Source organism: Rhizobacter sp. (assembly GCF_031412075.1).
In the GTDB taxonomy this organism is placed as follows: Bacteria; Pseudomonadota; Gammaproteobacteria; order Burkholderiales; family Burkholderiaceae_C; genus Rhizobacter.
Genome location: NZ_JANOCG010000048.1, coordinates 1 through 12,809, shown reverse-complemented (window position 1 = coordinate 12,809; position 12,809 = coordinate 1). Strand labels below are relative to the sequence as shown.

At 67.0% G+C, this 12,809-nt stretch carries 11 protein-coding genes and 1 riboswitch; of the genes, 6 read left to right on the top strand and 5 right to left on the bottom strand.

From position 1 onward, the window contains the following. Positions 1-817, top strand: an 817-nt coding sequence (locus tag RMO40_RS01785; RefSeq protein WP_309715453.1) for an ABC transporter substrate-binding protein, incomplete at its 5' end; no start/stop codon positions are given. Positions 818-985: 168 nt separating this feature from the next. Here the strand turns inward: RMO40_RS01785 and RMO40_RS01780 are convergent. Next, positions 986-1,750 carry an SDR family oxidoreductase gene (locus RMO40_RS01780; protein ID WP_309715449.1) on the bottom strand — a complete coding sequence of 255 codons (765 nt, stop codon included), beginning with the start codon at positions 1,748-1,750 and terminating at the stop codon, positions 986-988. A 116-nt stretch (positions 1,751-1,866) separates the two neighbouring features. Between RMO40_RS01780 and RMO40_RS01775 the strand changes: the two genes are divergently transcribed. The 3 genes from RMO40_RS01775 (at position 1,867) to RMO40_RS01765 (ending at position 6,522) form a co-directional block, all read left to right on the top strand. Beyond that, complete coding sequence (locus tag RMO40_RS01775; protein WP_309715446.1) at positions 1,867-2,964, top strand: DNA glycosylase AlkZ-like family protein; 1,098 nt, start codon at positions 1,867-1,869, stop codon at positions 2,962-2,964. 86 nt (positions 2,965-3,050) lie between these two features. Continuing rightward, positions 3,051-5,954 (top strand): PAS domain S-box protein, encoded by a 2,904-nt coding sequence (locus tag RMO40_RS01770; protein WP_309715444.1) that lies wholly within the window; start codon positions 3,051-3,053, stop codon positions 5,952-5,954. Positions 5,955-6,132: 178 nt separating this feature from the next. Beyond that, entirely contained in the window at positions 6,133-6,522 is a 390-nt protein-coding gene (locus RMO40_RS01765) for a hypothetical protein (protein ID WP_309715442.1), read from the top strand. Between the two features lie 3 nt (positions 6,523-6,525). Here the strand turns inward: RMO40_RS01765 and RMO40_RS01760 are convergent, their stop codons facing one another. Then, positions 6,526-7,464, bottom strand: a complete 939-nt coding sequence (locus RMO40_RS01760; protein ID WP_309715439.1) for an MBL fold metallo-hydrolase — start codon at positions 7,462-7,464, stop codon at positions 6,526-6,528. Then, entirely contained in the window at positions 7,461-8,651 is a 1,191-nt protein-coding gene (locus RMO40_RS01755; RefSeq protein WP_309715436.1) for a YbfB/YjiJ family MFS transporter, read from the bottom strand. Before RMO40_RS01755 ends, RMO40_RS01760 begins: the two co-directional genes overlap by 4 nt. A gap of 115 nt (positions 8,652-8,766) precedes the next feature. On the opposite strand from RMO40_RS01755, the gene RMO40_RS01750 reads away from it, so the two are divergent. Continuing rightward, the gene (locus RMO40_RS01750) at positions 8,767-9,561 is read left to right on the top strand and encodes a transglutaminase domain-containing protein (protein WP_309715434.1); all 795 of its coding nucleotides are present in this window, start codon (positions 8,767-8,769) and stop codon (positions 9,559-9,561) included. Here RMO40_RS01750 and RMO40_RS01745 read toward each other — a convergent pair. Further along, a complete protein-coding gene (locus RMO40_RS01745; protein WP_309715430.1) occupies positions 9,542-10,342 on the bottom strand; it encodes an HAD-IIB family hydrolase in 801 nt (266 codons plus the stop codon). The two genes, RMO40_RS01750 and RMO40_RS01745, sit on opposite strands and share 20 nt — an antisense overlap. Continuing rightward, complete coding sequence (locus tag RMO40_RS01740; protein ID WP_309715427.1) at positions 10,339-11,571, bottom strand: MFS transporter; 1,233 nt, start codon at positions 11,569-11,571, stop codon at positions 10,339-10,341. Before RMO40_RS01740 ends, RMO40_RS01745 begins: the two co-directional genes overlap by 4 nt. A gap of 131 nt (positions 11,572-11,702) precedes the next feature. Beyond that, a riboswitch (S-adenosyl-L-homocysteine riboswitch) is annotated at positions 11,703-11,776 on the top strand. A 79-nt stretch (positions 11,777-11,855) separates the two neighbouring features. On the opposite strand from RMO40_RS01740, the gene RMO40_RS01735 reads away from it, so the two are divergent. Then, positions 11,856-12,809: adenosylhomocysteinase (locus RMO40_RS01735; RefSeq protein ID WP_309715425.1), on the top strand; the 954-nt coding region annotated here is incomplete at its 3' end.

Below are 12,809 nucleotides of genomic sequence, written 5' to 3'. Positions count from 1 at the left end.
CAGCTTCTGGCACTTTCGCTTCTACCCGTCGAGCGAGATGCAGATGGAGGGGCTCACCAGCTACCTGAAGGGCAAGCCCGAGATCAAGAAGGTGTTTCTCTTCAACCAGAACTACACCCACGGCCAGCAGGTCTCGCGCGCAGCCAAGGAGTACCTGGCGCGCAAGCGGCCCGACATCCAGATCGTGGGTGACGACTTCGTGCCGATCGCGCAGGTGAAAGACTTTGCGCCCTACATCGCCAAGATCAAGGCCTCGGGCGCCGACACGGTGATCACCTCGAACTGGGGCAGTGACCTGGGCCTGATGTTCAAGGCCGCACGCGACGCCGCGCTCGACGTCAACATCTACACCCTCAACGCCAACAACCCGGGCATACCGTCCCAACTTGGCACATACGGCGCGGGCAAGGTGGCGGTGATCTGGAACTCGGGCAGCAACGTCGGCGCGCCCGAGCTCGAAAAGCTCGCCGTCTCGTACCGCAAGAAGTACAAGGAAGACTTCATCTTCACGGCGCACTGGAACGGCATCCACATGCTGCAAGACGCCATGCGCCGCGCCAAGAGCACCGACGCGAAGGCGGTGGCGTTTGCGCTGGAAGGCGCGAGCTTCAAGAGCCCGCTGGGTGAGGTCGAGATGCGCAAGACCGACCACCAGTTGCAGTCGCCGATCTTCCTCGGCGTGTGGGACAAACAAGACGGCAAGCGCGTGAAGTACGACTCCGAGGGCACGGGCTACGGCTTCAGGTCGGAGGCGGTCTGGGACTCGTACATCAGCGCCCAGCCCACCTCCTGCCAGATGAAGCGGCCGAGTTATTGAGGCGGCATCTATGAACTTGAGTCCGTTCGGGCTGAGCCTGTCGAAGCCCTGTTCGCGGTTCGTTGCTGACCCTTCGACGGACGGGCCTTCGACAAGCTCAGTCCCTGCTCAGGGCGAACGGAGATGACAAGTTCAAGTACAAAGGTGCCGTCTCATAACGTCGGTTGATCAGGTCCGGTTGATCGACACCCCGCCATCGGCCAGCAGCGCGGTGCCGGTCACGAACGACGACGCGTCTGACGCGAGGAAGAGCGCCGCCTTCGCAATCTCCTCCGGCGAGGCAATGCGTTTCAGCGCGAACAGCCCTTCCAGAAAAGCGCGCGACTCGGGCGTGGCGACCAGGCCTGCGGCCATCGGCGTGTCGGTGCCGCCGGGCAGCAGCGCGTTGGCGCGCACACCCTTGGCGCCGAACTCGGCGGCGATCACCTGCGCCATGCCGATCAACCCGGCCTTGCTCGCGGCATACGCGCCCATGCCGGGGAAGCCCACGGTGTGGCCGACGAAGCTCGAGGTGAAGATGATCGAGCCCCCACCGCGCGCCACCATCGCCGGCACCTGGTGTTTTGCCGCCAGGAACGCCGCGGTGAGGTTGGTCGCAATGGTGTGATCCCACGCGGCGCGCGACAGCTCGGGCAGCGGCGCTGAGTCGCCCAACGTGCCAGCGTTGTTGAACGCGATGTCGAGGCCGCCGAACTCGCTGGTGGCCAGCGCCACCAGCGCTTGCGCGAAGCCTTCGTCGGTCACGTCACCGGCCAGTGCCACGGCCTGGCCGTCGGCCTGCACGATGTCGCGCACCAGCGCATCGAGCTCCTTCTGCCGGCGTGCCGCCACCACGACGCGCGCGCCTTCTCGCGCAAACAAACGCGCCGCTGCGTGGCCAATGCCCGAGCTCGCGCCGGTGATGAGTGCGACCTTGCCGTTCAATGTGTTCATGACTGTTCCTGTTGTGTTGGGTGGTGCAGTCTCGGCATGTGGCGCTGCGCTGTCTGGCCGCATTCGGACACCTCCATCCGTGTGCAGACAACACCCACTCGCAGCAGAATCGCTGCATGCCCAGCCTCACCCTCGACGATCTGCGCCGCTATGCCGTGGCGCGCACGCTGTTCACGCCCACCACGCTGCCGCAGGCCATTCGCAAGCTCGGCTTCGTGCAGGCCGACCCGATCCGCGCGCCGGCGCGTGCACAAGATCTGACCTTGCGCCACCGTGTGAAGGGCTACACCGCCGGCGACCTGGAGCGCCGCTACCCCAAGCTCGCCATCGAAGAAGACTGCCTCGTCAACTACGGCTTTCTGCCGCGCGAACACCTGGCGCTGATGCACCCGCGCGTGGCCAAGCACAAGTGGAAGCCCACCACCCAGCGGCAAGCCGAGGAGGTGCTGGCCTTCGTTCGAGAGCGTGGCCAGGTGCACCCGCGCGAGGTCGACGAACACTTTGCGCACGGCCAGCGCATCAATGCCTGGGGTGGCTCGGGCAGTGCAAGCACGCAGCTGCTCGATGGCATGCACTACCGCGGCCTGCTGCGCGTGGCGCGCCGCGATGGCGGTACACGCGTTTATGAACTCGCCGCCCACCCGCAGGGGGACGACAGCCCGGCTGGCCGCACCCTGCGCGCCGCCGCGCTGATCGAGCTGATCGTGCGCAAGTACGCGCCGCTGCCCGCTTCCACCCTCACCTACCTCACCCGCTTGCTGGGCTACGGCGCACCGCACCTGAAGGTGCAGACCCAAGCGGCGATGCGGCTCGCACGCGATCACCTGGCGAGCGTGCAGCTCGACGGCGTCACCTGGTACTGGCCGGCCGACGACAACCCCGCGTCGCGCCGCCATGCGCCCGACGAGCAGGTGCGCCTGCTCGCCCCCTTCGACCCGGTGGTGTGGGACCGCACCCGTTTCGAGCTGCTGTGGGGCTGGGCGTACAAGTTCGAGGCCTACACGCCCCCACCCCAACGCCGGCTCGGCTATTACGCCTTGCCGCTGCTGTGGGGCGAGCGGGTGATCGGCTGGGGCAACCTGTCGATCGCCCATGGGCGATTGGCGCACCAGCTGGGCTACGCCGCCGGCAAGGCGCCGCGCGATGCGCGCTTTCGCGCCGAATGGGCGGCCGAACTGGCCCGCATGGAGGTGTTTCTGGGCCTGGCAGACTGAGCGTTGCACCACCCACCCCCATGACGCATGATGGTGGGCTCCTGCTGGCACCCGCGCCGAGCAGGCATCAGCGATGAAAGGTGACCGTGTCACCATCGATACCTTGGGACGAGGCCGAGCGCCTGGCTCGCTTGCGCGAGCTGGTGATCCTCGACAGCGCGCCCGAAGCCGTGTTCGACCAGATCGCCGCGCTGGCCTCCTCGGTGTGTGGTGTGCCGATCGCGCTGATGAGCCTGATCGACGCCGAACGCCAATGGTTCAAGGCCAACGTGGGCCTGCCCGGTGTCAACGAAACACCGCGCGACGTGTCCTTCTGCGCACACGCCATCGCCAGCGACAAGCTGTTTGAAGTGCCCGACGCCACCCGCGACCCGCGCTTCGCCGACAACCCGGCGGTGACGGGTGAGCCCGACATCCGCTTCTATGCCGGCGCCCCACTCATCTTGCCGGGCGGCGCGCGCATCGGCACGCTGTGCGTGATCGACCGCCAGGCGCGCAAGCTCACGCCCGAGCAAGCGGAGATGCTGCGCTCGCTCGCGGCCATTGCCAGCCAGGCGCTGGTGATGCGGCACGACCTGATCCAGCGTTCGCTCGCGGTGCGCTCCGAATACGAAATTGCCCTCGCACGCAGCGAGGCAAGCTACCGCGCCATCGTCGAAAAACAATCCGAACTGGTGTCGCTGGCCGGCAGCGACGGCGTGCTGGTCTACGTGAACCCTTCGTATGCCCGCCACTTCGGGTGCGCGCCCGAACAGATGATCGGCCACAAGCTGCTCGACCATGTGGAGCCGGCCGACCGCGAGAGCGTGCGCGCGCAGATCGACGAGGTCTGGCGCAGCGGCGAAATGCGCAACGGCGAAAACCGCATGGTGAGCGCCGCCGGCCAGGTGCGCTGGGTCGCCTGGACCAACCACCTGCAACTCGACCAGGACGGCCAAAGGCTGCTGCACTCGGTCGGCCGCGATGTGACCGACCGCAAGCTGGCCGAGCTCGCCTTGCGCGAGAGCGAATCGCTGCTCGAGCGCACCGGCAAGGTGGCCGGTGTGGGCGGCTGGCAGGTGGATCTGCAAACCCGCGCCGTCAGCTGGTCGGTGGAAACCCGCCGCATCTACGAAGTCGACGCCGACTACAGGCCCATGCTGGACGGCGCGATCGGTTTCTTGGAACCCGAATCACAAACGTTGATCAACGCCGCGATCGAAGCCGCCATCCAGCACGCCACGCCCTGGGACCTGGAGCTGTCCCTGGTCACGGGAAAGGGCAACAAAATCTGGGTACGTAACCAGGGTGAAGCCGAGTTCGACGATGGCAGCGCGGTGCGCTTGGTCGGCGCCATTCAAGACATCACCACGCGCAAGCACCTGGAGCGACGCTTGTCCAACGGCGCGCGCTTTGTGCGCCAGATCACCGACAGCCTGCCCTTGCGCGTGGCCTACATCGACTCGGAACGTCGCTACCAGTTTGTCAACCTCGCCCACTGCCAACGTTTTGGCCTGAGCCGCGAAGAGATCATCGGCCGCACCCGCAGCGAGTTGACGCAGGGCGCGAGCGAGGCCACGCTCGCACCCAGGTTCGATGACGTGCTGGCGGGCCGCGAGCAGCGCTTCGAGTACGAGGAAGTGGTCGACGGGGTGGTGCGGCGACTGGAAAGCCACCTGATCCCCGACATCAACGCCAACGGCGAGGTGCGCGGCTTCTTCGCCACCAGCATCGACATCACCGAGCGGGCCAGCACCGAGCGGGCGCTGCGCGAGCTGACCGAGATCCTCGACAACACCACCGACTACGTGGTGCAAACCGACTGGCGTGGCGCTGTCGCCTACATGAACCCGGCGGCGCGGCGGGCCACCGGCCAGGCGCCGGACAGCGCTGTGACGCTGCGCGATTTCTCCGAGTTCATCACGCCGGCCACGCAGCAGCATTTCAACGACATCATCGTGCCCGCGGTCAAGGCCAACGGCGTGTGGGTCGGCGAGACCACGGTGTACGGCGCCAATCGGCGCGTGGTGCCGGTGAGCCACATGGTGATTGCGCACCGCGACGCGAGCGGCCGCGTGGCGCGCTATTCGGCGGTGATGCGCAACATTTCCGAAGACGTGAAAGCCCGCCAGGAAATGCAACGCCAGGCGGCCACGTTGCGCTCAGTGGCCGAGGCCATACCGACCATCTTGGCGGTGGTCGGCTCAGACGGGTGCTACCGCTTCGCCAACAGTGGCTTCGAACGCTGGATCGGCGTCCTGCGCGAGCACATCATCGGCCGCAGCCTGCTTGAGGTGCTGGGCCCGGTGGACTACGAACGCAGCAAGCCGTGGGCGGAACGCGCGCTGGCCGGCGAAACCGTGCAGTTCGAGCGCGAGTACCCCGACCACGGCAACCCCCGGCACCTGTCGGTGAGCTATATCCCGCTCTGGCTGGACGACGGCACGGTGGACGGCTTCGTCGGTGTGGCACAAGACATCACGCTGCACCGTCAGGAGGAAGAGCGCCTCTTGCAGCTGACCCAGCGCGACCCCTTGACCGGCTTGCTCAACCGGGCCGGTTTCGAGCAGCAGATGGAGCGCCGCATGCATGCCGGCGAAGGTGCCACGCTGGCGCTTCTGTACATCGACCTGGACCACTTCAAACCCGTCAACGACCGCCACGGGCACCCGGTGGGTGACATCTTGCTGCGACTTTTTGCACAACGCCTGAGCGACATCGTTCGCCCCACCGACGCGGTGGCGCGCCTGGGCGGTGACGAATTCGCCATCCTGCTCGGCGGGGTGCGCGAAGCCGCGCACGCCGAGTCGGTGGCGAACAAGGTGGTGGCGACCGCGCAATCGGCGTTCGACGTCGATGGTCGGGTTCTCTACATCGGCGCGAGTGTGGGCGTGGCCTTCGGTGCCGACGCCGCGATCGGCTGGCGCGACCTGGTGGCGCGCGCCGATGCGCGGCTGTACCAGGCCAAGGAAGCGGGGCGTGGCCGACACGCGGGCATGTCACGCTGGTGAGCTTTGCACACGAGCCTCCCTTGTTCGAGGGATGCCCCACAACGATCCCCGCCGACCGTGACTTGCACCCTTCTCCTGGCGATACCACCGCAGATACATTGGCATCAGGCCATTGGCGCGCGGCCTTGTGCCGCGGCATGCGCCTCGTGCCCCACGCGGCACCCCTCAGGAGAAAAAGATGAACGTCACCACCATCCTCTGGCTCGCCGGCCTGGGCGCCAGCGCCGTCATCGCCGTGCAATGGATTTTTCTGCGAACGCGCTACCTGAAGGGCATCACCCAGCAACGCGCGCGGCACCAGCAGTCGCAACAAACCATCCACCAGCAGCTGGAGCAGGCCAAGCGCCAGATCAGCCATCTGCAGCATGAGCTGAGCTCCAGCAAACAACAACTGGCGCGGCTCGCCGCCAAGCTGCCCTCACCCGCTCGGCCCCGACCGGTGGCCGTGCCGAAACGCTCGCACGAAGATGCCACCGAAGACCGCAAGAGCTTGCCGGTCGATGGGTTTGCCGACACGCTGCCCACGCCGCAGTTCCCGCACGACGTGGCACTGCCGCAGCAGCACTGAGCCTCAGGCGGCCCGCACCCGGTCGCCCACCCGCAGCGCGGCACCACTCGCCACCAGCTCAGCCACCAGCGCCTCGCCCCAGTCGGCCGGCGTCTCAGACTCAGCCCGGCCCACCCGGCTCCAGACGGTGGCAAACAACGAAGTGCGCTGCACCCACGCGCGCAACTGCGCCAACGTTTCGCCCTGCACTTCCATCAGGTGATAACTCACCAGCACCTTGGCGGCGTAACGCGCATGGCGCTGTGGGTTGTTGACAAACGCCGCCAGCCGGGAGCGCGCGCGCGCCAATGCGGCCGGCACGTCGCTGAACACCCCACCGTGACCGGGCACCACGAGGGCCACGGGCAGGCGCTCGATCATGTCGAGCACCGCCGCCACGTCGTCGAAAGCCTGCTCGCCTTCGAGCTCGGGAAAGACCACGCCGAAGCCGTTTTCCCACAGCGCGTCGGCCGAGATCAACAGGCCGTGTTCGGCGTCGAACAAAACCACCGACTCGGGGTCGTGGCCCGGCGCGGCCAGCACCTCGAAGCGGCGGCCACCGGCGTGCAGCACCTCGCCAGGTGACAACGTGCCTGCGATGCTGAAACGCTCGCAGCGTTGGCCGGTGGGCGCGTAGCTGAGCGCCACCTCGTCCCAACGCTGCACCGCGTCAGCCTGGCCGGGCGGCACGAACACCGGCGCGCCGAACGCGCGCTGCAGCGAGGCATTGCCGCCGCAATGGTCGGAGTGCAGGTGGGTGTTGACGATGCGAGCGAGCGGCGCGCCTTTCAGCGCGTGTGTCACCAGGGCCACCGTCTGCTCGGCGTGCACCACATGGCCGCTGTCGATGAGCACCGCCCCCGCTTCATCACCCTGCGCATGAACGAGCACGTTGTTCGATGACAGCCAACCGCGCTCCAGCACGCGCAAGCCCACGAGTGCCGGGTGATCGTGTGGGCTCATGGGTGTTGCTCCTGAACCGGCAAGGCCTTCTGCCCCCACGCCAGCAACGAGCCCAGGGCCAGCACGGCAGCCGAGACCGCGAGCCCGTTGCGCAAACCGCCCGCGCCATCGGCCAGCCAGCCGACCAGGCTCGGCCCGACGATCTGGCCCGCCGCAAACACGGTGGTGAAGGCCGCAATGCCACTCGGCCAGGCGGCGGCCGGCAGGTTGTGGCGCACCAGCGCGGTGGTGGAAGCCACCACCGACAGGAACACGCTGCCGAACAAGGCGCCCGAGACAATCACCGCCAGCGGATGGGTGCTCAACACCGGCAGCACGGTCGCGATGGCCAACAAGCCGTTCAGCAGCATCAACGAATGCCCGCCCCGAAAGCGTTGCAACAAGCCCGCCCACAACCACGACGAGGCCACCACACCCACACCGAGCACGCCGTAAAACACGGTGATGAGCGAGCTGCTCAGCTGCTGCTCGCGCAACAAGGTCACCACAAAGGTCATGTAGCCGATGTAGCCCAGGCCAAACAGGAAGTAGGCGCCCAGCCCGCTGGCAAACCGGGGCCAGCCAAATGGCGCGCGGGCACCGGCCGTGCCGGCCACCGCACCCAGGCCACGCGTGGCGCGCGCGGTGACCACCGTTGCCGCCAGCGCCGCCGCACCCAGCGCCAGCCAGGCCCATTGCCATGCATGCGCCACGTTCAGCGCCACCAGCGGCGGCACCAGCAGGGCCGAAGCGATGATGCCCACACCGGTGCCACCGTAGTAGATGCCGAGCACCAGGCCCACCGGTGCACCCACCAGGCGCGCGGCGAGCAATCCGCCCGAGACAAAGCTGGCTGCACTCGCCACGCCGGTCAAGAAGCGCAGCCCATACAGCCACGGGTCGGACAACACCAGGCCGTGCGCCGCCAACAACACGGCCGAAGCCGCACCACCTGCCAACAACAAGCGCCGCGCGCCCACATGAAGCAGTGCGTGCGGCATCACCAAGGCGCCGAGCAGGTAGCCGGCCGCGTTGGCGGTGTTCATCGCACCGGCGGTGAGGTAGCTCCAGCCGAGGTCGGCCCGCATGGGCGGCAACAGCAGCGCATAGGAGAAGCGCGCGAGGCCCAGTGAGACGGCCGCCGCCAGTGCCAGCGCACCGGCGACGGCGAGTACAGGAATGGTGCGCGGGGCAGAAGTGGAAGGCATGCCGGCCACATTGTGCACAGCGATCGTGCACGGTGTGGCCTTTGGGTTGTTGTCCTACTCGTGCAATCGAAAACCTCCGATGCACGCCCCGCGCTCGGCGAGTTGCAATTCGGTCATGAACACTTCAATCTTTGACATCGACTGCCAGCTCGACTACCAGCTGTCCGGCCCCTGCGACTTTCTGTTCCAGATTCACGCCCTGCAGGGCATGGGTCAGCAGGTGCTGGAAGAGTCCCTCGAGTTCACGCCCCCGGTGGCCGCTCGCGTGTACGCCGACCCGACGGTCGGCCACCGCTTCACGCGGCTGCAGGCCGGGCCGGGGCCACTCACACTGCGCTACCGCGCGCAGGTGCAGTGCGCGCTGGCGCAACGCGACCTCAACGCTGCGGAAATGGCGATCGCCGAGCTGCCCGACGAGGTGATGCACAACCTGATGCCCACCCGCTATTGCGAGTCCGACCTGCTGTCGCGCGCCGCACAAAAGCTCTTTGGCGGCTTGCCACGCGGCTACTCGCGCGTGCAGGCGATTGCCGACTGGATTTACAACAACGTCGACTACCAGATCGGCACCAGCGTGGCCACCACCACCGCCTGCGATGTGTTCCGCCAGCGGGTCGGCGTGTGCCGCGACTTCTCTCACCTGGCGGTGACCTTCTGCCGCGCGCTCAACATCCCGGCGCGGCTGGTGGTGGGCTACTCGCGCTTCGACGAGCCGCCGCCCGACTTCCACGCGGTGTTCGAAGCCTGGCTGGGCGGGCAATGGGTGATGTTCGATGCCACGCGCATGGCGCCGGTCGACGAGATGGTGCGCATCGCGATGGGCCGTGACGCCAAGGACGTGGCCTTTGCCACCATCTTCGGCCCGGCGGTGATGACGAGCATGAACCCCCTCATCCAGCCCGCGCGCTGAGCAGCGCACGCGCCACCTCGGCGAAGCCGGCGCCCCGCTCGCTCGGTGTGATGTAGGTCGGCCAGGTGTGCAGCTGCGGCGCAAAGTGCATCAGGTTGGCCACACCCACGCTGAGCGGGAAGTGGGCAAACATCAGCTGGTCGTTGGTGGAGTCGCCCACGTAGACCCAGCGCTTCGTCTCGTCGTCGAGCGTGCGGCCAAGCTGGCGTTGCACGATCCAGCGCGCGCCACTGAGCTTGGTGTGCTCGCCGAACCAGCCGTTGATGTGGATCGAGCTCACGGTGGCGCTCATGCCTTCGCTGCGCATCACTTGCACCACCTGCTCGATCTGCGCTTCAGCCAAGTGCACGAACTCGTTGTGGTCGACGGCGATGTCGGTCACGCGGCCCGGGCTGTCTCGCGCGAGCGTGGCGCCGGGCACCTCGCGCAGCACGCGCTGCGCGACGGCGCGCAAGCGCTGTGCGTTGTGCTCACGGGTGGTGGCGTCCTGCGCGTATTCGGTCCGCAGGCTGTCGCCCTCGCGGAACAAGGCCACCGCGCCGTTTTCGGCCACGATCGCGTCGATCGGCCAAGTGCGCGCAAACGGCTCGCTCCAGCCCATCGGGCGGCCGGTGATGGCGATGACCGGCAGCTTGGCGTCGCGCAGGGCGCCGAGCGCGGCCAGCGCATCGTCGGTGATGCGGCCCTCGGTGGTGAGGGTGTCGTCGATGTCGGTCAGCACACCCACCACCTCGCGGGCCTCAGATGCGGGCAGCTTCGCCCAAGGGCGCGGCGCCGTCACGCGGCCACCGCCAGCGGCGGCTTGGCCTGCGGTGGGCGCGCCAGCGCAAACGACATCTGCACGATGCCCGCCGCCAGGCCCACCGCCACGCCGAACTGCCAGGCGCGGTTGTACGAACCGAGCGCGTCGTAGACCAGCCCGCCGCCATAGGCACCCACGAAGCTGCCCAACTGGTGGCTCATGAAAGCCACCCCGCCGAGCATGGCTTGCCAACGTACGCCGAAGGTTTCACTGATCGAGCCGGCCACCAGCGGGCCCACGCCCAACCACAGGAAACCCATCAAGGCCGCAAACAGCAGCGTGCTCGTCGGCGTGGGAAACGACATGAAGTACCAGGCGATGCCAATGGAGCGCAGGAAGTAGATGCCGCCCAGCAGCAAGAGCTTGTTCCAGCGGCCACCGGCCCAGCCGAAGAACAGGCTGCCCAGCACGTTGAAGCCGCCGATCACCCCCAGCGCCTGGGCGCTCAGCATCGGGTCGAGGCCGCACAGCGCAAGGTAGGACGGCAAATGCGTGGTGAGAAAGATGAGCTGCATGCCGCAGACGAAATACGCCGCGGCCATCACCATGAACGGCGGATGGCGCAGCGCCTCACGCGTGACCTGCGCGGCGCTCTTGTCGTCACCACCTGGCGAAGGCGGCATCGGCAGGCTGTCGGCGCGGCCGGCGTACCAGGCCGCCGGCACGATCAGCAACGACAACACGATGAACCCATACAAACCCACGCGCCAACCGTGCGACTGCGCCAGGGCCTGGCCGAGCGGCGCAGCCATCAACGCCCCCAGCGAGCCGGCCGCCGAGATGATGCCCAGCACCGAGCTGCGCACGGCGGCCGACACCGAACGCGAGGCCACCGCCATCGAAAACGCAGGCCCGGTGAGCGCCATCGACGCGCCGATCGCCACACCCGCGCCCAGCAACACGCTGATGAAACCTTGCGCGGTGACCAGCATCACCAGCCCGGCGATGTAGAGCAGCGAACCGGCGAGCATCAAACGCCGGTAGCCGATCTTCACCGCCCAGGCGCCGGCGAGTGGCTGCAAAAAACCCCAGGCCAGGTTTTGCACCGCGATCGCGAGCGTGAAATCGGAGACCGAGATGCCGATGTCTTGCGTGAGCGGCGGCATGAAGATGCCCAGGCTCTGGCGCAGGCCCATGCTCAGGCTGAGCATCAGCGACGCGCCCAGCAAGATGGGCAAGGCGGGCCGCAGCGCGCGCAGGGTGGTCATGGCGTTGTTTCCTCGGCTGGGATGTCGGTCGATCGTGGGGCGCTCAAATACCCACGTCAAGCGCGCGGGTGACAAGCCCGTCACGAAAACGATCTGGCAACCCTGCAAACGCTGAACTACAATTCGCCCCACTTTCCGAGGAGCGTTGCAAGGCACACCCTGTGCCCCAGGCTCGGAAATCTACTTGCAACCGCGCTCACCCGCACGATGAATCTTCGTGGGTGAGTTGATGAACTTCCCTCTGTTGATCCGCGTGCGGGTTCCTCGACCGATTGGAGCCTGACATGAACGCCGTTCTCAAACCCATTCAAGACTTTGCCGTGCGCGACCTTTCCCTTGCAGCCTGGGGCCGCAAGGAAATCCGCATCGCCGAAACCGAAATGCCCGGCCTGATGGCCATTCGTGAAGAGTTCACCAAGAGCCAGCCGCTCAAGGGTGCACGCATCACCGGCAGCATCCACATGACCATTCAAACGGCCGTGCTGGTGGAAACGCTGCAAGCCCTGGGCGCCAGCGTGCGCTGGGCCTCCTGCAACATCTTCTCGACCCAGGACCACGCCGCTGCCGCACTCGCCGTAGAGGGCACGCCGGTGTTCGCGCACAAGGGCGAGACGCTCGACGAGTACTGGGATTTCACGCACCGCATCTTCGAATTCGGCGCCAAGGGCACCGAAGGCGAAGGCCCAAACATGATCCTGGACGACGGCGGTGACGCGACGCTGCTGATGATCCTGGGCCAGAAGGCAGAGAAGGACATCAGCGTCATCAGCAAGCCGGGCAGCGAAGAAGAGATCTGCCTCTTCAACGCCATCAAGGCCAAGCTGGCTGTCGACCCGACCTGGTACACGCGCAAGGCCGCGCAGATCATCGGCGTGACCGAAGAAACCACCACGGGCGTGCACCGCCTGAACGAGATGAGCGCCAAGGGCACGCTGCCCTTCCGCGCCATCAACGTGAACGACAGCGTCACCAAGAGCAAGTTCGACAACCTCTACGGCTGCCGTGAAAGCCTGGTGGATGCCATCAAGCGCGCCACCGACGTGATGATCGCCGGCAAGGTGGCCGAGGTGGTCGGTTATGGCGACGTGGGCAAGGGTTCGGCCCAGGCGCTGCGCGCGCTCAGCGCCCAGGTGTGGGTGACCGAGATCGACCCCATCAACGCGCTGCAGGCCGCGATGGAAGGCTACAAGGTCGTGACCATGGAGTACGCCGCCGACAAGGCCGACATCTTCGTGTCG